The organism is Furfurilactobacillus sp. WILCCON 0119 (genome assembly GCF_053471565.1).
In genome coordinates this window covers 430,256-449,264 of the sequence record NZ_JBPCCV010000001.1, presented here as the reverse complement: position 1 = coordinate 449,264, position 19,009 = coordinate 430,256, and the positions used below count along the sequence as shown (strand labels likewise).

The window sequence follows — 19,009 nt, the reverse complement described above, 5'->3', positions numbered from 1 at the left end:
AAATCCTTAGAACGATAAAAATACCGCTGCCCAGTTGATTTTGGGCAGCGGTATTTTTATTTGTCAGCATTTATGACCCGATTAGTCCTTGTGTAAGGCTTCGGCAGGTGTCCCTGTTGCGTTGATATCGTCTGCATCATTTGAACGGCAGTTCCAGATGTAATCCAGTGAATGCCATCCAGTTGTAACGTGCAGTGGGTCCTGAACATAAACATTGCCATTAGAGTACTGGGATAGAACAACTTCGTGTGTCGTACCACTGCCCCAGCTTGCTGGAATGAACGGTGCACGAACTGCCATTATAACAGCGTGACCGTGCTCAATTGCATCTTTAATGCTAGCAGCAGAATACAATGGATCAACGTTTAAACCATAGTTATGTGCAGTTTGAATAAGCCCGGCTTGATCCGTTCCGACAATTCCGTGGTTATAACGGGTGTTTGCATAACCATACTGTGCAACCTGTAATGGTTCAACATCATAACCGTACCCACTAACAACCATTGCAATACTCGTTAATACACACGCGGTTTGTGCAACGGTGTGGCCGCCAAATGCGTAGTACCCCCATCGAGGATCATTTTGCGCATAGTAGAATGGAACAAAATATAGTGCACCAGTCGTGTTATCAAAGCGGAATAAATCGCCGTGAATACGTTGTTCGCCGTAAAGCATGTGCCCTTGACCATCATAATAAACAGTCTTGTTATTATTATAAGGCGTCATGTTTTGGAAACCGTATTGCATGGCACCATCATCACGGCTAAATAGGTACCAATTATTATTGATTTTTGCTTCACCGTAGACCATTTGCCCATTAGCATTATAGTAGACGGTTTTGTTGTGACCATAGTTTGCTAAGTTTTGGAAATCACGCTGCATGGCACCGTCATCGCGACTAAACAAGTACCAGTTATTATTGATTTTTGCTTCACCGTAGACCATTTGCCCATTGGCATTATAGTAAGCGGTTTTGTTGTGACCATAGTTTGCTAAGTTTTGGAAATCACGCTGCATGGCACCATCATCACGACTAAACAGGTACCAATTATTATTGATTTTTGCTTCGTCGTAGACCATTTGGCCATTGGCATTATAGTAGACGGTTTTGTTGTGGCCATAGTTCGTTAAATTCTGAAAATCGTGTTGCATGGCACCCGTTACGGAATCAAACAAGTACCAATTTTCGTTTATTTTTGCTTCACCGTAGATCATTCTACCCTGATTATCATAATAAACGGTCTTAGTCCCGTTATATGGAACCATACTTTGAAAGCCGCGTTGCATGATCCCAGTGGTCTTATCAAATAAGTACCAATAGCCATCAACTTTTAGTTCACCAACGGTCTCTTTCCCGTTAACCAAATAGTACGTATTATCCTTAGTGATCTGCCAACCGTTAACAACTGAAGGCTGCGTAATCGGAGAGTCTGTGGCCCCCATTGCTTGTGATGTTGCCGCAGAATTAGTTGCTGAGGAAGCCTGTGACGTCACCTGTGAGGCCGTCGAACTGCTTGCTGAAGCAGCCTGTGATGACGCCGTTGAAACACTTTGCGACGCCGTTGGTGCATCAGCTGACGTCACTTGTGACAAGGCAGCAGATGACTGAGCCGCGTGCGAGGCCTCCTGGTTACTAGCAGTCATTGAAGCCTGCGACGCTGCACTCCCCGTTGTAACTGGTGCTTTTAGCGTCGAATCCGTTGTTGCAGCGGCTGGCGTCAGGCTAACTTCCTTTTGACTCACGTCAGTTGCCTGTTTTGGTGCAGCCGTTTCAACAGATGGCGTCTCATCAGTGCTTATTGAAGCCAGCGTGTCCGCGTGCACCCGCCCGTTTGTCGCTAATAAGCCCAAAAGTGTTGCACCCGCAGCAAGCCAAACTTTACTTGTTTTAAATTTAATCCCCATAAGTTATCTCACCCCAAAAAATATTAATAAACGTTAACAAGTAAATATTATCAATAATCGCCCATCGAAATCACCGCGTTGACGAAGGTTAATCATTTCTTATCTTTCGTATCCATCACTTAAACTATTTATAATGACAAAAAAACTAATAGGCGTGATGCCTATTAGCTTTTAACCATTAATTAAATTATTATCGTTCAATTCCTAAAAGGTCATTCCTTTACCACCAGCACGTTAATCCCAGCATGACGAACAATAAATGCCGTTACCGAACCGACTAATACCTGGCCCACAGCGTTCATTCCGGTTGCACCCACAACAATTAAATCATGATGATTTTCCGTTGGGTAGTCACGCGCTAGGACAGATTTAACGTTACCGCGCAATGCATGTGTCTCAAACGACGTAAAGCCACTTGCAGTTAACTGTTCACCAATTCCCTTTAGATAGTCACGACTGGATGCCGCCAGCTCTTCGTCGAACTGCGTAACATTGAGCGATGTGCCGCCATACGCAGCGTAAATATTCGGATCAACTACGCGAACAATGTCGAGTGTTCCCCCAGATGCTTTTGCAATATCAACAGCCGTTGCCAAAGCCCGTTCACTATTTTTAGACCCGTCCAACGGGACCAAGATCTTTTTTGGTGTAAAGGTCATGAGTAATCGCCTCCTGATTATGTGTGATTTTTGTTATCACAATCATACATAAATAATTATTGGTAGGCGAATTAACTGCCTATTTAGCAAGCACCCTTATTTCGTCCAAACGCGATCCTGAATCATGCCACATGCTTTCATAAACATGTAGGTAACCGTGGGCCCAACAAACGTAAAACCATGCTTTTTCATGTCGCGAGCGACTGCACCAGCAAACGGTGTGCTCGTTTCCACCTGATCTGTTGTTTCATAGTTTGCAATGTGTGGGACATCGTCGACAAAAGCCCACATGTAGTCTGAAAAACTACCACCCGTCCGTTGAATGGCCATAATCGCCCGGGCATTTTTAATCACGGCACGAATCTTTCGCGGGTTATGGATCATGTCTGGATCTGCCATGACACTGTCAAGTACTTCTAAATCCATGGCTGCCACCTGCGGAATATCCATTTGATGAAAGACCCGGCGGTAGACAGGTAACTTACTGGCTGCCGCTTGCCAGCTCAAGCCAACCTGGAAAACACCAACGGTTAACAGTTCAAACATCTTTTGATCATCGTGTGTTTCATGGCCAAAATTTTGATCGTATTCCTTAACACCACTTGATTTTGTCATTGCAATCCTTCCATAAACCCCAATTTACCGTAACAACAAAAAAGTCGCAGCAGATTGCCACGACGTTAATTGCTCTTTAGTCTTGATAAGCTTGCTCATAATCAATGATCCACGCTAAGGCCAAGGCCTTTTCACCCAAATGGGCACCAATTACGGGACCAAAGTAGCTCAGTTCAAACGGCATTTCAGGAAATTCCTTTGCTAACTGATCACGCCACGTTTGTCCGGCAACCGGATCATTGCCATGAATAACTAACCCACGTAAGGGATAGTCTACCTGTTGTTGAGCTTCCGTAAATAACGTTTCAACCCGTGCAAGGGCCTTCTTTGTCGAACGAACCTTTTCAAAAGCCACAATCTCATGGCTATCGTCATCAAACGTTAGTAATGGTTTGATCTTCAAAACAGAACCAATGAAGGCAGAAGCGTTTGAAAGCCGGCCGCCACGCACTAAATTCTGCAGATCATCAACGATGAAGTATTCACCCATTGTTGCCCGCATTGCATCTAGCCGCGCAATGATTTCATCAGCGTCATGACCAGTCTTTACCATCTTCGCCGCTTCTAAGACCAAATAACCCATTAACCGAACGGTAATTTGTGAATCATACGGAATCACCCGAATTCGGTCGGAAACCTCTGCTGCAACCCCTTGCAATGAGTTAACAAAGCCAGAAATCGTGGAGGCCAGGTGAATGCTGATTACCGTGTCATACCCTTCATCAGCCAAGTGGTTATAAAGCTCCAGCATTGCGCCCAACGGTGGTTGGGAAGTGCTTGGAAATGATTTTGATTCCCGCAGCAACTCGTAGAAGCCTTCAGTGGTAATGTCGACACCCTCATCAAAGGTCTTTCCGTCGACCACAAATGGGATGGGAACAATATGAATGTCGTTATCGTCAATTTCGGCTTGCGACAAGTAACTCGTACTGTCTGTGACCACAGCAATCTTCATGATTTTCGTCGCCCTTCTTTTCTTTCACAAAAGTATTTGTCAATTCTACCATAGAACAAAAGAAGCGACTACCATTACACGTGGTGATTTTATCAATCAATGATTGCGCGATTAATCGTTTTTTGTTGTCCGTGATAAGCTAGTTTCTAACCGGTTAAGCAAAATCTGTAACAAATTCTTCTCTTCATCGGTCCATTTATCAAACACCTGATCCGTTAACTGCCGATTTGCTGTTTCAATGTTGGTTAGCGCGCTATGACCAGTCTCCGTTACAGAATAGATCAACTGCCGGTGATCGCGGCCGGTTGCCTCTTTTTCGATCATCTGTTTATTGCCAAGACTTTTCAACTGGCGACTCAGTGTCGATGTATCGAGTTCCGTCACCCCTGATAACTGTTCTTGCGTTGTGTACCCAGCAGCTAACTGTTCCAGTAATTGCCACTCTGCAATTGTTAACTGATCCCGTTTTGTTACAGCAAGCAGCTGTGCCCGGTGAATTTTTTCACTGTCACGTAATGCGGTCAAACTTGATTTCATAAATTAACCACCCAAATTTTGATTTTACTTTCATTTTGCATTATACAATATCAAAATTGCGCTCAACAAGCAATCGTTCTCGACGCTTTGCTTTGCCTTGTCATTTGGAGACGCCTATAATGATAAAGACTGTTTTAAACATTTTGATTAATCATAAAGGAGGTCGCTTATGTCTTTTGATGGCGCCTTTACCCATACCATGGTTGCCGAGCTAAACCAAACGTTAGCCGGCGGTCGCGTGGCCAAAATTTCACAACCGTATCCAAACGAAGTGGTGCTGACCGTTCGCAGTAACAGCACGAATCACCCCTTACTATTATCCGCACACCCAACGTACGCCCGGGTTCAGATCACCCACATCCCGTACGCTAATCCAGCTACACCAAGTAACTTCACCATGATGCTCCGAAAGTACCTGGATGGTGCGATTTTAACGAACCTTGAACAAATTGAAAACGACCGGATTGTTCGGTTAACCTTTTCGACCCGCAACGAACTGGGTGATCGCGAAAGCATCGCCCTAGTCATTGAAATGATGGGCCGTCATAGTAACGTATTTTTGATTGACCTCGGCGATAACCGGATTTTGGATCTGATCAAACACGTTAGTCCTGACCAAAACCGGGTTCGGTCTTTACTCCCTGGTGCGACCTACATTGCACCCCCGAAGCAAGACGACGTTGACCCGTTTTCAACGACGGCAACGGTCGCGGATCTAGTTCGCGATTACCCGAACGCAGATGTCTTGGCCGGCCAACTTCAACAAACTTTTCAAGGGCTGGCGCATGATACTGCACTCGCGCTGGCACATGCCTTACATGAACCGGGTGAGCCAGCAACGCTGTTTAGCCAATTCTTTGCTCAATTTGACCACCCAACGCCAACGCTGAATCACCTTGCTAACAATAAGACCAGTTTCAGTGCCTTTCCCACCCATGATGAGCAGGTCACCAGCACCCAAACATTTGCTTCGCTGAGCGACTTACTTGATTTCTTCTATCAAGACCGGGCGGAACGGGAACGGGTCAACGAGCAAGCGGGAAACCTGATTCGCATTGTTCGAAACGAATTGAAGAAAAATCGTTCAAAGCTAAAGAAGCTTGAACAAACAATGGCTGAAACAAACCACGCTGACGACTTTCGAATCAAGGGTGAGCTATTGACCACCTACTTGCACCAGGTTGAACGGGGCATGTCGACGATCACCCTGCCCAACTTTTATGATGAGAACAAGCCGCTAGAAATTGCGTTATCGAATCAAATTGGGCCGTCACAAAATGCTCAAAAGTACTTTAACCGGTACCAAAAGTTAAAGAATGCCGTTGCCTACGTGACGGAGCAAATTGCCTTGACTCAAACTGAAATCGATTATTTAAGTAACATTCAGGCGCAGATTGAATTAGCAAGCCCAAAGGATATTAATGAAATTCGGCTAGAGTTACAACAACAAGGCTACATTCGTGTTCATCGGAAACGTGGGAGCAAAAAGCCACGGCTCCAGGTTAGCCAACCCGAACAGTTTCATGCAACCGATGGAACGCTTATCTCCGTCGGTAAAAACAACCTCCAAAACGATAAGCTGACTTTGCATACTGCGAAGAAGACGGACACCTGGCTTCACGTTAAAAACATTCCGGGGTCCCACGTTATTATTCACGCAACTGACCCTTCCGCTGAAACCATCACGGAGGCTGCTGAGCTCGCCGCTTACTTCTCTAAGGCCAGAGACTCTGCAAGCGTCCCCGTTGATTACGTTGCGGTAAAACGTGTTCACAAGCCTAATGGTGCTAAACCAGGCTTTGTGATCTATGAAGAACAACACACAGCTTACGTTACCCCAGACGCTGCACTGGTTGAGCAGCTTCGCGGGTAAGCGTTGTTAAACATTCGTCAGTTAAAAAGCGTTCGTTCACTAGCCTCTTACTAAGGTGGCTGGTGAACGAACGCTTTTTTTGATGGACCCTAATTTTGCATATTAAAGTGACTTGGAAACGGCACAATGAGCCGTGCACCGAGCCGAAATTGCGGCCCCACCAACGGCAAGCTTGGGTGCCAACGAACCGTTAAGTCAACTGGCTCATCTTTCATTTGAACGTCAGCCGTGGACACCGTGTGAAACGCCCCTTGGCTCAGATGCTGCCGGTCTGCCGCCGTCGTTTTATCCAGTAAAAAGCGAACAAGCAAGCGAACCCAGTTGACCCCGGTTCCCTTATTTAGAAACGCTAATTGTGGGAATGGCAAGGCTGTTGTAACCATGCGTGCATGACCACTTAATGCGGAAAAAAGTGTACTGTAATACCCGGTCTGCCGCATTGATCCCGGTTCTGCCTGAATGCCAGGCACTCCTTGCGGATCAGCTTTCAACGTGTAGACTGGCTCAGAATACGCCGTTTGTCCAATTTCTTGAGGATCCGCCACACCAATCTGGTTGGTGTGGAACACGATCCGCGTTAAAAATTGCTTCCCATCCTGAGCTGGTTTGTACGCCTTATCCTTATTAATAACGATCACATTTTCGTGTCGTAACTTTAACGCCCCGATCAGTTTTAACCGGTTTCCCGGCACAAAGATCCATTTCGGGTGTTCCAGATCAATGATTGCCAAAATATCAGCCAGTTCCTGCGGCTCTAAGTATTGCTTATCCGCTAACTGTGGAATCAAACTGATTGCGTCTGGATTATTGTTCACCACCACCGTTTTAATGCCCTGCTGGTGTAACTCACTGACAACCGTGCTCATGACATAGTCCCCGGCGGCCCCGTCACCTAACCGAAAGGAGCCCGTGGTGACCACAAGTGCGGATTCGTCCGCAAGTTGCGTGCTTTCATTCTCAAGTTCATACGTCGAATAAAAGGTCGGCACCACCTCAGAGAATTCGCCGGCCGTTGGCTCAACCGTTTTGTACGTGGGCACAATGCCGGCATTATGGGCCTGGTTCATCACGGCGTCTGTCGTTGAATTCCATAGTTGCGCAATCAATCCGTTACTGAACCCATAGTACTTCGCCCGCTGAAGGTAGGCGACTTCCCCTGGATGGGCTGCGACCGTCATTTCAAGATCGTACAGTTTGCGGAATTTTTGAAAATAGAATTCATCAATTTTCGTTAACTCCGCTAATTCATCCGACTGATACCCGCGGCGGATGGCTTCAAGTAACAGCATAACCCGGTTATCCTGCGGGTGGATCAATTGCTGAATCAGATCATTATCCGCCATTTGTGATAGCGTATCAAAGGCAAAGTCACGGTTATGGTAGTGGGCAGCCCGCATGGCCTTAATCGTGGCCTCTTCTAATGACCGCCCGATGCCTAACGTTGCCCCCACCGATTTTTGAATGGTGGTTAAGTGCCGGTCAACTTGAATGCCACGGCGGTTGGCTTCATCAAATGAAAAGACTGGGAACCGAACCACCACATGATCCAAAACAGGTTCAATTAACGCCGTTCGCTTTGCAAATCCACTCGGTAACTTAACCTCGGACAACGCAACTCCGGTCATAACGTTGGCAGCAACCAAGGCAATGGGATACCCACTGGCTCGGGATAAAATTGCAGACACACGGTCATAATACGGATTAACCTTCATAATGAAGTAGTTGTCATGAACTGGATCAAGGGCAAACTGAACGTGAGTGACCCCAACGACATGTAGCCGCCGGGCAACACGAAACGCCGCCTGTCGTAGCTTCTGGTATTCACGATCAGTTAACGTTTGAATTGGGGCGATTTCGATGGAATCTGCTGCGTGGATGCCCACGGGGTCCATGTCTTCCATGGCGCCAAGTAAGAGTTCAGTGCCCCGAACATCCCGAAGAACTTCAAAGGAAACTTCCTTTAGCCCCACGATACTTTGGTCCACAATCACCTGTCGGGTCCGTGAACGTTCAAAGGCCGCGTCCAGTGCAGCGTCTAATTGATCCGCATTTTCCGCTAGGGCCCGATCACCCTCGCCACGCGGTGCAACAGACTTAACGATGACGGGAAAGCCAATTTGTCGAGCAATGTCGAACGCTTCCGTTACCGTACTTGCAACTTGCGATGCAATCACCGGTTGGCCCAGTTCTTTTAGTGCCTGGTTCATTAATGCCGGATTGTTGATCAGGCGAACCGTCGTTAACGGCATCCCGAGCACATTAATGTGTTTTTCATCCAGGTAATCATGGGCGATCAATTCTTCAACAACACGCATCGCAAGGCTTCCACCGACTGTCGGAACCAGGGTGGTAATGTTTTCACTCTCAATAACCTGGCGAACTGTTGCCGGATCCGTTGGGTCCCCCATGATGACGGTTGCGCCACAAGGGTTATCCATTGTAAACGAATACGGGTTGTTATTTAAGTACACCGCGTCTAGGTTCCGCCGTTTTAAGACCGACAACGTTTGGTACGCAGCGGCATCCAGCTCCGTTTCATGGCCAAAGTCATTTGGGCCATCACCGAGCACCAGAAGACGCTGATACGGGGCCGTGGACTGTTCTGCGGACCGTTCAGCAGCATTAAACGCTGCGACCTGTTCGGTTGTTTGCGTAATTTGCATTTTTTCGTCTGCCATTACCGTTGCTCACCTCGAATCCCTGTTAATTCCATGAAGTCATCAAAGACTTGGGTCGCTTCCCATGGTCCTGGCGCAGCGTCCGGGAAAAACTGGACAGAAAAGGCTGGATAATCCCGGTGCCGCAATCCCTGAACGGAGCGGTCAACTAGGTCAATGTGAGTGATTAATAGCTGATCGCGGTCAATCGTGTCACGGTTGACACCGTATTCTTCCGCCTGGGCAGCGTACATAATTTGGTTCGTGATAATTTCTCGAATTGGATGGTTCATCCCCTGGTGCGCAACTGGTAGCCGTTCAATGTCAGCACCGTTGGCAAGCGCGAATAATTCATGACCCAGGCCAATACCGAGTAATGGCACCCGCGTTTCAAGTGTTTGAATCATCGTCAGCACATCCGCAGATAAATCCCGTGGATCACCGGGGCCGCTTGATAAAACGACCCCATCAGGATCAAGGTTAAGCACCTCATCCGCACTGGTTGTGTACGGAACCACCGTCACATTTGCGCCACGGACAGCAAGCTCGCGAAGAATCCCGCTTTTTAACCCAAAGTCAATCACCACAATGTTGTGGCCCATCCCAGGATTAGCATACGGGCGCGGTGTGGCCACCTGGGCCACCTGCTGATTCGTCAACACCGTGGCGTTTAACTGATCAAATGCATGTTCATCCGCCACATCCACAATACTGGCGTTTAGTCCGCTATGTGTCCGAAGCTTTTTGACCAGCTGACGCGTGTCGATTCCGGCAATGCCGGGAATATTATTGACCCGTAAAAATTGATCTAAACTGAGTGATCGTTGGCGATTAGTCGACACTTCTGCCACTTCACGGACAACAACGCCCTTGGCTGTTGGTAAAACGGATTCATAGCTTTCATGATTCACACCAACAGCCCCAATGGTTGGCGTTGTGAAGACAATGATTTGATTATGGTAGATGGGGTCCGTAATAATTTCTTGATAACCAGTCACACTCGTATTAAACACAATGTTGCCACTAGTCGTCGCGGGTGACCCAAAAGCTTCACCCTTATAGGCTGTGCCATCCGAGAGAATTAAATAGCGTTCTGTCATCTGCACGATCCTTTCTCCACGTTGTGAACTTAGTCAGCGTCCGTTCCGGTCATAATTTCGACCCCGTCGTGACCGTCAATTTCTTCCACTGCAACGCGAATGTGTTCGTTTTGCGCCGTCGGAATGTTTTTCCCAACGAAGTCTGCCCGAATGGGTAATTCACGGTGCCCACGATCAACCAGGACAGCTAGATTAATACTGTTTGGTCGCCCAAGGTCCATGATGGCGTCTAGTGCGGCCCGAATGGTACGGCCGGTGTACAAAACATCATCAACTAACACAACCTTCTTATCGGCAATGCTCGTGTTGAGTTTCGTAATCGCTGTTTTTCCATCCGGTTGTGTGCCGTTCACATCGTCGCGGTATCCGCTAACGTCTAGTTCGCCCACGGGAACCACCGTATCTTCCAGTTGTTGTAACCGTGCGGCAATTCTGTTTGCTAAAAAAACGCCCCGTGTTTTAACCCCGATCAGCACTAAGTTTCCGATCCCCCGATTTCGTTCAATGATCTCGTAGGTGATTCGTGTCAGTGCACGTTGCATTGCCATTGCGTCCACAACTTCTTTTGCCATCTATCCTTACCCCTTCGTTGATTGTTCCTGAGCATCTAATTGATCTAGCATGTTGGTAAACCACACCGGTAGTTTTATTTCAAAGCGCATAGCTTCGCCGGTTCGTGGATGTGAAAAGCCAAGTGTCTGCGCGGTTAGATACTGACCAGCCCCTGGTAACGTCTTCTTTGGTCCGTACAGTGGGTCACCCGCCAATGGATGACCAATGTAGGCCATGTGGACCCGAATCTGGTGGGTTCGCCCGGTTTCTAATCGACAACTGACCAATGTGTACTGGCGGTACCGTTTTAACACGTGAAAATGGGTGACCGCGTGTCGACCATCACGAACAATGGCCATTTTCTTTCGATCCTTTGGTGATCGTGCAATCGGAGCGTCGATGGTCCCGTCCTCTTCGTGAATCACCCCGTGGACTAACGCAACGTATTGCCGTTCATTTGTTTTCGCCTTTAACTGGGCCGTCAAGCTCTGGTGTGCCATGTCGTTTTTAGCCACCATGAGCAGACCTGACGTATCCTTATCAATTCGATGAACAATTCCTGGCCGTAAACTACCGTTGATGGTCGATAGCGGACTGTGATACAGGAGCGCGTTAACCAACGTGTGGTCAGGATGGCCCGGTGCAGGATGAACGACCATCCCCTGTGGTTTATTGACCACCAAGACATCGTCATCTTCATAAACAATGTCCAGTGGGATGTTTTCTGGTGCTGTACTAATGGGCACTGCTGCCTTTGCCGTAAACGTCACTTGGTCACCTTCAGCAACCACCTGCCGATTTTTGACCACCGCACCGTTTACTTGTGCCCGGCCGTCTTTAATGGCGACTTGCGCCTGTGAGCGGGTGATTCCTGCTAACTGACTTAACACCTTGTCGATCCGCCCTGCTTCATTCGCCGTTACGCTAAAGGTCTGGGTCAGTGCCTCAGGTTGTAACGTTGGCTCACCGTTTAAATCGTCCATCTCTGCCATCGTGTTCTCTACTTTCTCGTTCATAAAACTCCTAGATGATCATTTTGTTACTTTGCGTGCCGTGGATGACTTTCATGCTTTGGTTCTGCGTCCCCATCATGGTCTGTTAAAACGGCGATGATGAGAAGCACCACGCCCACCGTCAAGCACCAGTCCGCAAAGTTGCTAATTGGAAAACTCTTTAAGAAATCAAATTGGAACATGTCAACAACATAGTGTAACCGGATCCGGTCAAGGAAATTGCCTAACGTTCCGGCCATCATGATCGTAATGCCCATCATGTAAAGCCGCTGGTGACGTAACCGCACCATGGCGTACAAGAGTACGGCAATCGCCACAATGGTGATGATAACAAAAACATCTAAGCGGCCTTCAAGTAATGACCATGCAGCGCCATCATTACGTAAATTCGTGAGTGATAGAACCCCTGGAATAAACGTGTGGGTACTCCCTAAGGAGACCTGTGTCGTAATGTAATATTTAATGCCCTGATCGGCTCCGACCAACGCAATGATTAATAACCAGTAATATAGCATATGTGTGCGTGGCAAGTGCCACGACTCCCTTTCTTTGATCACCAAAATGGCTTAGAAAATCCCCGAGATAACCCCGTCGTCTGTGATGCCCATGTCTAAGGCTGCTGGGTGTTTTGGTAGTCCCGGCATCGTTAGGATCGACCCCGTTAACGCCACCATGAACCCGGCCCCTAACCGTGGCTGAAATTCACGGATGTGGATGTCAAAGTCAGTCGGTGCCCCCAGTCGTTTGGGCTGGTCCGTCAATGAATATTGTGTTTTGGCCATGCAAACTGGCAGCTTATCCCAACCGTACTTCGCGAATCGCCGTAATTGTGCCTTCGCGTGTGGTTCTAAAATAACGTTTTGCCCACCATAGATCGTTTTAACAATGGTTTCTGCCTTGGTAACGACATCATCATCGTCCTGGTACAATGGTGTAAAGTGAGCTGGCTGGTCAGCTGCCGTTACGACGGCTTGTGCTAATGCAGTTGTTCCCTCCCCACCGTGTGCCCATTCGTCCGCCTCAACGGCTAAAACGTCAAACTGAGCACAGTAGTCTTGAATCATGGCAAGCTCTTCTGGTGTGTCTGTGGCAAACGCGTTGATGGCGACCACCACCGGCACTTGGTACCGTTGCATGCTGCGCAGGTGTTGCCCCAGGTTAGCCAAGCCCGCTTTCAACGCGGCTAGATCCGGGGTTGTTAAGTCGGCAAGGGCTGCCCCACCGTGGAGTTTTAACGCCCGCACGGTTGCCACTAAAACAATGGCGTCTGGTGCTTGTCCCAAGACAGGGACCTTGATGTCCAAAAACTTTTCGCCGCCAAGGTCGGCACCAAAACCGGCCTCCGTGACGGCATAGTCACCTAATTGGAGCGCTGTCCGGGTGGCTAAGACACTGTTACAGCCGTGGGCAATGTTTGCAAACGGACCGCCGTGAATGATGGCCGGTGTGCCTTCTAACGTCTGAACCAGGTTTGGCTTAATGGCTTCCTTTAGTAACAAGGCGATGGCTTCACCGACCTGTAAGTCCGCAACCGTAATCGGTTCACGATCCATGGTTTCGGCCACCACCATCCGGTTGATCCGTACTTTAAGATCATGAAGGTCACTGGCTAAACACAAGATTGCCATGAGTTCACTAGCAACCGTGATGTCAAAGTGGTCTTCCCGCGGCATTCCTGATGTGGGCCCACCCATTCCGATGACTACGTTTCGTAGCGCACGGTCATTGATATCTAACACACGGTGAAAACTGATCCGGCGTGGATCAATGTGAAGGGCGTTTCCCTGCTGAATGTGGTTATCAATGAGGGCAGCTAATGTATTATTAGCGGTGGTCAACGCGTGAAAATCACCGTTAAAATGGAGATTGATGTCAGCCATGGGCGCAACTTGTGCGTACCCCCCGCCGGTCGCGCCACCTTTCATTCCCATCACGGGACCAAGTGAGGGTTCCCGTAAGGCCAAGACGGCCTTCTTACCAATTTTCCGTAGCCCATCCCCAAGACCGATGGTGACGGTCGTTTTCCCTTCACCAGCTGGTGTGGGATTAATGGACGTCACTAAAATCAATTTTCCATTTGGTCGTTTTGAGGCTAAGGGCAGATCAATCTTTGCCTTATAATGACCGTACGGTTCGATTTCATCTGGTGTTAATCCCGCCGTTTCTGCAATCGTCGCAATTTTTTTAAGCGGCGTACTTTGTGCAATTTCAATGTCTTTTGGTTGTGTCATGGACGTCATCCTTTCTAATCTTCACATTGTCGGCTGTCATTATTAGCAATGTGCTACTATGGCTTTAGGCTGTTGGTAACTGTTCTTGCAATTGAGCAAGTGCCCGTTTAGTCATGCGCATTGCGTAAGGCTTCCCTGCGACACTAAAACTCATTGTCCGCCCGTTAAAGGTCAGGTGCGTTAATTGGTGGACATTGATCACTAACGCCCGTGGTGCAAGTAACCGCCGCACCCGTAAATTTTGCCCGTCGAGCACAATTTGCCTGCCGAGCAGTTGCCATGCGAGAAGCCCAGCAAACAACACGGCAATACCAATTGCTGGCCAGTTAAACTTAGCCATTTCGTACTGGAACGTTACCCCTGCACAAAAGAAGATCGTGACCCATGACCAAATGGTCACAGCTGTTAAGCCACTGGGGCGATAATAAAACCGTTGTTTTGCCATTATGGCACTTACCTCTTTCTCTGTTATAACCTTTATTTTACCAAATTTTTTGAGGACAAAGATGATTATTAAACTTTACACCGATGCTGCTAGTATCGCACAACATCCCCATCCCGACCAACCAAGTGGTGCCGGGATTTTACTCATTACGAATGGCCACCAAGAGCAGCTCAAGCAGACAGTCAGTGCCGCGGATAATCACACGGCGGAATTTCAGGCCGCTCTAGCCGGGTTTAAAGCCGCAGCGACCGTGGCGAAGACAACAGATACCGTGATGTTTTTTACTGATAGCCGGCTTGTCGCTGACGCCGTTGGTAAGGGTGTCACCAAACATTACCCGGAATTAACCGCGCAACTACTCGCACTGCAAGATCAGTTTCAACTGGTCATTACACAGTGGCTCCCGGAACGGGAAAATCGTGGTGCCCATCAACTGGCCCTTCAAGCCCTCCATGACGCCACTAAATAACGTGCATGTAGTTTGTTAACGGTTTGGTGTAATCCGCTACGTTGACTTGTTGGCCCAACGCCATCGCCGCCAACTGCTGACCAATAATGGGCCCGGTCGTTAACCCAGATGACCCTAAACCGCTCGCAGAAAACAGGGTTGGGTGACCGGGAACTGCACCAAAGAATGGTGCAAAGTCCGCGGTGTACGCACGGGTACCGACACGAACACGGGTAATGTTAGCCGCCTGCACGTCAGGAATAACGCGCTGGGCAGAGGCAAGTAAATCCGTTTTTATTTCATCAGATTCAGTCCGGTCAAATCCTTGGTCATTTTCATGCGTTGCCCCAACGATCAACCGTCCCTGGCCAGTGGGAATAAAGTCCCGTTCACCCTCAGGCATTAACACCGGTTGCTGATCATCTTGCGGTCGTTTCGGCAGGGCGAGTTCAATCAACTGGCCCTTCTGTGGCCGGACCGCAACCGCTAATCCCAGCGGCGCTAATAGCTCGGGTAGCCACGCTCCAGCAGCCACGATCACTGCGTCGAATGACTCAATCTGCGTGGCCGTTTGGACTGCCCCATTAGGTGTTAGTGCCACCCGTTCATGACGAGCGGTTACAGCAGCCGCCCGTTGAAGTGCCAAACAGAACTGCTCACCATCAATGCGAGCCCCACCAGTAATCAAAATCCCTGGAGCGGTGTGCTGAACAAACGGCAACATTGCCCGGATGGAGCCTTCATTTAAACGGTATATTTCACCCAGATCCGGTGCGTTTTCACGGCGTTCGTAAGCTAAGGCTTCCAGCGCATCTAAATCATCCAGATTAGCCCGGGTCAAAATGGTCCCCGTCTTTGCATACACATCATGGGTCAAATGGGCATCCATCACCAGTTCATTAAAAAGGGCTGCCCCCGCCGTGGCCAACCGGTACCACTGCTGATTCCGGCGTTTTGAAAGCCAGGGGGAGATAATTCCTGCGGCTGCCTTGGTTGCCTGCCCCGTCCCTTCATCAAAGAGGGTCACTTGTGCACCGGCCTGGTGGAGATAAAATGCAGCGGTGCTTCCCACGATCCCGCCACCAATAATCGCAATTTTATTTGTCATGTCTTCGTCGTCCTTCCCAATTACATCAAGCTTAGCATACCTCTCCCAAAGACCCCACGTGCTTTCCTGAATCTTTAACAGAAACACATTTAATGTCCCTTAATTTACGCCAAGTAAAAACGTCATCCAGAGAAATAATCTCTGAATGACGTTTTTTAGCTCATTAACTCATTAGCGCAGCCCACTACTTAGCGGCTGGTTCATCATGTTGCCAGATGGGCTTTCCCCAGTACTGATATAGATCCGTCCGGAGGGCCCCGTTATACAGCTTGCGCTTTTTGGTTGCCCGTTGGCCGTAAGACGTTTCAAAATCAAGGTCACTTGTCAAAATGTACTTGCTCCATGTCGGTAACCGCTTAAAGGCCCGGCCCATGCCACGGTATAATTCCCGCACACTGGCCTCGTCACTCAATCGTTCCCCGTATGGTGGGTTTGCCACAATAACCCCGTTTAGTTTATCCGTTTCAAACGTCGTTACATCCGCAACCGTAAACGTTACGTCTTGACTCAAGCCCGCCGCCTGCGCGTTCTTTTTAGCAATGGCCACCATTTCTGGATCAATGTCACTCCCGGAAATGTCAAATTCACTGTCATAATCGGCACGATCGTCGGCAGCATCACGAACTTCGTCAGCCACCGTGGTTGGAACCCACGGCCAGTCTTCACACACAAAGCGCCGGTTAAAACCAGGGGCGATATTTCGTGCAATCAATGCTGCTTCAATGGCTAGCGTTCCTGACCCACAGACGGGGTCAACAAATGGCATGTCACTTGGATTCCAGTGGGTCAATAAGATCAATGCTGCCGCCATGTTTTCCTTTAATGGCGCATTCCCTTTTCCAACCCGGTAACCCCGTTTAAACAGTGAGTCACCAGTGGTGTCCAGGGTCAGCATGACCTCATCCTTGTTAATGACCACTTCCAGGGGGAACGTTGCGCCCGTTTCAGGCAACCGTGACCGCCGGTGATAAATATCACTCAATTGGTCAACGATGGCCTTCTTCACAATGGCCTGTGCATCCGGTACACTGTGCAGTTGCGAATTATGTGACCGCCCTTCAACAGGAAAATGCGCATCCATTGGGAGTAATTCATCCCATTGAATGGCCCGCGTGTTATCAAATAATTCCGTAAAGGTCACTGCGGAAAATTCTTTGACCACGATTTTGATGCGGTCGGCGGTCCGTAGCCAAAGGTTGGCCGTCAAAATATCTTTAATCGTCCCGCGGAACCGTACCCGACCGTTTTCGACCTGCACGTCGTACCCTAAATCGCGTAGTTCGCGGCCGACCAGGGCTTCGATTCCAGCCGCACAAGTGGCAATTAACTCAAACGTTTGCATGTTTGCTCCTTAAAATTGTGTCGTTTAGCGTCGTTACTTCATCGTAAAAACGGTAATGATGGTTGCTTCATCTTACCATAACTTTGCCTAAAAAAACGGCTTCCCACACATGGGAAGCCGCTGCCTGTTGCAAATTTCTGTAAGCCATGTTTTGTACTTTGTAGACCTCAGGCGCAGTCTACTCCGTGGTAATCATCTATCTCAGGATCAAAGATCCTCCCCCACAATCAGTTCAGTTACCTATGTGAAGCTCCCCTACCGTAGTTTGGGTTTCCCGCTCGAGGGGTTTACCGCGTTCCACCCAGCACGTTTCCGCACTGGTATCGTCACTGTGGCACTTTTCAGGGATACTCAAGCATAGCCGAAGCCTTAGCCGTTTTTTCCCGCCGTTACCTTCAAAGAAGGTACCCCAGCTTATTTTTTCACTGAGCACGAACACTACAGGCATCACAGCCTGTGCGAGCATGGACTTTCCTGACGCAACATAAGTTACGCCCAATTACCCGAAATTTGCAAATCGATCACATTAAATTAGTTGCTCCAACCAGACTGTGACGGTGTGTCAAACCCCGTCTGCTGAGAAGCTGAATTTGTGCCGTTGTCTAACTGGGATCCGAAAACGTGACGTTCCAAATTGGACAGTCGCTTCAAAATATCCATATTAGTGACACTGTTGTTAGCCTGACTCACCGTTTCCGGTGCACTTGGCGTTGACTGACGAGCAGCACTCACTTGGCGCGTTAAATCGTCAACCTTGCCTGATAGCTGTTCGTTTTCCGCACGAAGTTGTGAAACTTCACGATTAAAGGTCTCATAATCCTTAATCACTAAATCAAGGAAACTATCAACGTCCGTTGGGTCGTAAGCCGATCCCATTCGTTTTTCCTTAAATTCTTTTTGCAGAATGTCCTGCGTGCTAAAGTTGATTTCTTGCATGAATGTTACACCTCATCATCTGTCTGTCGAAACACGACTTGAATTATTGTAGCGCACTTCAATCGAAATTAAAACGATTGTTGCTGATTTTCTTGATATTCATTGGCACTTTCTTGCAACCAATCAAAATCAATTAACGTTACTGTGTAGGGATGGTCCTCGCTAAATGCCTTGATGGCAAGGTAATCATAGCTTGGCTTCCCTTCATGTTCTTCATCATATACTAAAAGGGCAGCGTCTGTGTGTGAAAGCATGAAGGCTTGATAATTTTTTAATTGTTGGGGCGATTGATAGGGCTGATCGGACACACTCGCCGTAAAATCAGCCGTTTCAAGTAGTGCTGACAACTGGGCTTGATTGGCTTCGTTCCAGTTGCCACCAAATTCGGCAAACGGCAACATCACGGCCACCTTTAGTTGTGGGTAGTCTGTTTTCAACTCATTTGCAACCGTCACAACCCACTGTTCAACCCCAAGCTGCCCACCAGTAATAATCCAATCCACACCATTTTCAATTTGATTGATCAACGCTTGCTTTAGGGCAAACTGAATCACCGCTAATTTAGGATCCTTTGTCCCAAAAACGCCTAGTTCATAGCTTCGGTAGCCACTTACCCATAATCGGCTCATTTGA

The 19,009-nt window shown here is 48.3% G+C and carries 18 protein-coding genes and 1 other RNA gene; 2 read left to right on the top strand and 17 right to left on the bottom strand.

The window, feature by feature from the left end; translation table 11 throughout:
* Nucleotides 1–81: 81 nt before the first annotated feature.
* The 5 genes from ACRYI5_RS02400 to ACRYI5_RS02380 all read right to left on the bottom strand — a co-directional run bounded on the left by ACRYI5_RS02400 (nt 82) and on the right by ACRYI5_RS02380 (nt 4,671).
* Nucleotides 82–1,905, bottom strand: coding sequence for a C39 family peptidase (locus ACRYI5_RS02400; RefSeq protein ID WP_448224143.1), 1,824 nt, complete (start codon nt 1,903–1,905; stop codon nt 82–84).
* A 212-nt stretch (nt 1,906–2,117) separates the two neighbouring features.
* Nucleotides 2,118–2,564, bottom strand: coding sequence for a universal stress protein (locus ACRYI5_RS02395; protein WP_448224142.1), 447 nt, complete (start codon nt 2,562–2,564; stop codon nt 2,118–2,120).
* 96 nt (nt 2,565–2,660) lie between these two features.
* Nucleotides 2,661–3,179 carry a DNA-3-methyladenine glycosylase I gene (locus ACRYI5_RS02390; protein ID WP_448224141.1) on the bottom strand — a complete coding sequence of 173 codons (519 nt, stop codon included), beginning with the start codon at nt 3,177–3,179 and terminating at the stop codon, nt 2,661–2,663.
* Nucleotides 3,180–3,255: 76 nt separating this feature from the next.
* A complete protein-coding gene (locus ACRYI5_RS02385; RefSeq protein WP_407878457.1) occupies nt 3,256–4,134 on the bottom strand; it encodes a DegV family protein in 879 nt (292 codons plus the stop codon).
* A 111-nt stretch (nt 4,135–4,245) separates the two neighbouring features.
* A complete protein-coding gene (locus ACRYI5_RS02380; RefSeq protein ID WP_407878455.1) occupies nt 4,246–4,671 on the bottom strand; it encodes a MarR family winged helix-turn-helix transcriptional regulator in 426 nt (141 codons plus the stop codon).
* Nucleotides 4,672–4,840: 169 nt separating this feature from the next.
* Between ACRYI5_RS02380 and ACRYI5_RS02375 the strand changes: the two genes are divergently transcribed.
* Entirely contained in the window at nt 4,841–6,544 is a 1,704-nt protein-coding gene (locus ACRYI5_RS02375) for an NFACT RNA binding domain-containing protein (protein ID WP_448224140.1), read from the top strand.
* 89 nt (nt 6,545–6,633) lie between these two features.
* Here ACRYI5_RS02375 and ACRYI5_RS02370 read toward each other — a convergent pair whose 3' ends face one another.
* The 7 genes from ACRYI5_RS02370 to ACRYI5_RS02340 all read right to left on the bottom strand — a co-directional run bounded on the left by ACRYI5_RS02370 (nt 6,634) and on the right by ACRYI5_RS02340 (nt 14,542).
* Nucleotides 6,634–9,222 carry an ATP-binding protein gene (locus tag ACRYI5_RS02370; protein ID WP_448224139.1) on the bottom strand — a complete coding sequence of 863 codons (2,589 nt, stop codon included), beginning with the start codon at nt 9,220–9,222 and terminating at the stop codon, nt 6,634–6,636.
* Nucleotides 9,222–10,301 (bottom strand): carbamoyl phosphate synthase small subunit, encoded by a 1,080-nt coding sequence (locus ACRYI5_RS02365; protein ID WP_407878489.1) that lies wholly within the window; start codon nt 10,299–10,301, stop codon nt 9,222–9,224. Before ACRYI5_RS02365 ends, ACRYI5_RS02370 begins: the two co-directional genes overlap by 1 nt.
* A 29-nt stretch (nt 10,302–10,330) precedes the next feature.
* Nucleotides 10,331–10,873 (bottom strand): bifunctional pyr operon transcriptional regulator/uracil phosphoribosyltransferase PyrR, encoded by a 543-nt coding sequence (pyrR, locus tag ACRYI5_RS02360; RefSeq protein WP_448224138.1) that lies wholly within the window; start codon nt 10,871–10,873, stop codon nt 10,331–10,333.
* Between the two features lie 6 nt (nt 10,874–10,879).
* A complete protein-coding gene (locus ACRYI5_RS02355; RefSeq protein WP_448224301.1) occupies nt 10,880–11,836 on the bottom strand; it encodes an RluA family pseudouridine synthase in 957 nt (318 codons plus the stop codon).
* Nucleotides 11,837–11,892: 56 nt separating this feature from the next.
* Nucleotides 11,893–12,381: a signal peptidase II gene (lspA, locus tag ACRYI5_RS02350; RefSeq protein ID WP_448224300.1), complete on the bottom strand. Its 489-nt coding sequence runs from the start codon at nt 12,379–12,381 to the stop codon at nt 11,893–11,895.
* Between the two features lie 51 nt (nt 12,382–12,432).
* Entirely contained in the window at nt 12,433–14,097 is a 1,665-nt protein-coding gene (locus ACRYI5_RS02345) for a formate--tetrahydrofolate ligase (protein WP_448224137.1), read from the bottom strand.
* A gap of 64 nt (nt 14,098–14,161) precedes the next feature.
* The gene (locus ACRYI5_RS02340) at nt 14,162–14,542 is read right to left on the bottom strand and encodes an EbsA family protein (RefSeq protein WP_407878445.1); all 381 of its coding nucleotides are present in this window, start codon (nt 14,540–14,542) and stop codon (nt 14,162–14,164) included.
* Between the two features lie 61 nt (nt 14,543–14,603).
* Here ACRYI5_RS02340 and ACRYI5_RS02335 point away from each other — a divergent pair, with 61 nt between their 5' ends.
* Nucleotides 14,604–15,011, top strand: a complete 408-nt coding sequence (locus ACRYI5_RS02335; RefSeq protein WP_407878443.1) for an RNase H family protein — start codon at nt 14,604–14,606, stop codon at nt 15,009–15,011.
* Here the strand turns inward: ACRYI5_RS02335 and ACRYI5_RS02330 are convergent.
* The 5 genes from ACRYI5_RS02330 to ACRYI5_RS02310 all read right to left on the bottom strand — a co-directional run bounded on the left by ACRYI5_RS02330 (nt 15,004) and on the right by ACRYI5_RS02310 (nt 19,005).
* A complete protein-coding gene (locus ACRYI5_RS02330; RefSeq protein ID WP_448224136.1) occupies nt 15,004–16,098 on the bottom strand; it encodes an NAD(P)/FAD-dependent oxidoreductase in 1,095 nt (364 codons plus the stop codon). The two genes, ACRYI5_RS02335 and ACRYI5_RS02330, sit on opposite strands and share 8 nt — an antisense overlap.
* A gap of 184 nt (nt 16,099–16,282) precedes the next feature.
* Nucleotides 16,283–17,440 (bottom strand): THUMP domain-containing class I SAM-dependent RNA methyltransferase, encoded by a 1,158-nt coding sequence (locus ACRYI5_RS02325; protein WP_448224135.1) that lies wholly within the window; start codon nt 17,438–17,440, stop codon nt 16,283–16,285.
* Between the two features lie 135 nt (nt 17,441–17,575).
* Nucleotides 17,576–17,951, bottom strand: an RNA gene (gene rnpB / locus ACRYI5_RS02320) — RNase P RNA component class B.
* A gap of 20 nt (nt 17,952–17,971) precedes the next feature.
* Nucleotides 17,972–18,376, bottom strand: coding sequence for a cell division regulator GpsB (gene gpsB, locus ACRYI5_RS02315; protein WP_448224134.1), 405 nt, complete (start codon nt 18,374–18,376; stop codon nt 17,972–17,974).
* Nucleotides 18,377–18,444: 68 nt separating this feature from the next.
* Nucleotides 18,445–19,005 carry a DUF1273 domain-containing protein gene (locus ACRYI5_RS02310; RefSeq protein WP_407878436.1) on the bottom strand — a complete coding sequence of 187 codons (561 nt, stop codon included), beginning with the start codon at nt 19,003–19,005 and terminating at the stop codon, nt 18,445–18,447.
* Nucleotides 19,006–19,009 lie beyond the last annotated feature (4 nt).

Excerpts from the sequence above, each read along its gene's own strand:
- ACRYI5_RS02330 (WP_448224136.1), bottom strand. The coding sequence starts at position 16,098 with ATGACAAATAAAATTGCGATTATTGGTGGCGGGATCGTGGGAAGCACC.
- ACRYI5_RS02370 (WP_448224139.1), bottom strand. The coding sequence starts at position 9,222 with ATGGCAGACGAAAAAATGCAAATTACGCAAACAACCGAACAGGTCGCA.
- ACRYI5_RS02335 (WP_407878443.1), top strand. The coding sequence starts at position 14,604 with ATGATTATTAAACTTTACACCGATGCTGCTAGTATCGCACAACATCCC.
- ACRYI5_RS02325 (WP_448224135.1), bottom strand. The coding sequence starts at position 17,440 with ATGCAAACGTTTGAGTTAATTGCCACTTGTGCGGCTGGAATCGAAGCC.
- ACRYI5_RS02310 (WP_407878436.1), bottom strand. The coding sequence starts at position 19,005 with ATGAGCCGATTATGGGTAAGTGGCTACCGAAGCTATGAACTAGGCGTT.
- ACRYI5_RS02340 (WP_407878445.1), bottom strand. The coding sequence starts at position 14,542 with ATGGCAAAACAACGGTTTTATTATCGCCCCAGTGGCTTAACAGCTGTG.
- ACRYI5_RS02380 (WP_407878455.1), bottom strand. The coding sequence starts at position 4,671 with ATGAAATCAAGTTTGACCGCATTACGTGACAGTGAAAAAATTCACCGG.
- ACRYI5_RS02355 (WP_448224301.1), bottom strand. The coding sequence starts at position 11,836 with ATGGACGATTTAAACGGTGAGCCAACGTTACAACCTGAGGCACTGACC.
- ACRYI5_RS02395 (WP_448224142.1), bottom strand. The coding sequence starts at position 2,564 with ATGACCTTTACACCAAAAAAGATCTTGGTCCCGTTGGACGGGTCTAAA.
- ACRYI5_RS02345 (WP_448224137.1), bottom strand. The coding sequence starts at position 14,097 with ATGACACAACCAAAAGACATTGAAATTGCACAAAGTACGCCGCTTAAA.
- lspA (WP_448224300.1), bottom strand. The coding sequence starts at position 12,381 with ATGCTATATTACTGGTTATTAATCATTGCGTTGGTCGGAGCCGATCAG.
- ACRYI5_RS02365 (WP_407878489.1), bottom strand. The coding sequence starts at position 10,301 with ATGACAGAACGCTATTTAATTCTCTCGGATGGCACAGCCTATAAGGGT.
- ACRYI5_RS02400 (WP_448224143.1), bottom strand. The coding sequence starts at position 1,905 with ATGGGGATTAAATTTAAAACAAGTAAAGTTTGGCTTGCTGCGGGTGCA.
- gpsB (WP_448224134.1), bottom strand. The coding sequence starts at position 18,376 with ATGCAAGAAATCAACTTTAGCACGCAGGACATTCTGCAAAAAGAATTT.
- ACRYI5_RS02385 (WP_407878457.1), bottom strand. The coding sequence starts at position 4,134 with ATGAAGATTGCTGTGGTCACAGACAGTACGAGTTACTTGTCGCAAGCC.
- ACRYI5_RS02375 (WP_448224140.1), top strand. The coding sequence starts at position 4,841 with ATGTCTTTTGATGGCGCCTTTACCCATACCATGGTTGCCGAGCTAAAC.
- pyrR (WP_448224138.1), bottom strand. The coding sequence starts at position 10,873 with ATGGCAAAAGAAGTTGTGGACGCAATGGCAATGCAACGTGCACTGACA.
- ACRYI5_RS02390 (WP_448224141.1), bottom strand. The coding sequence starts at position 3,179 with ATGACAAAATCAAGTGGTGTTAAGGAATACGATCAAAATTTTGGCCAT.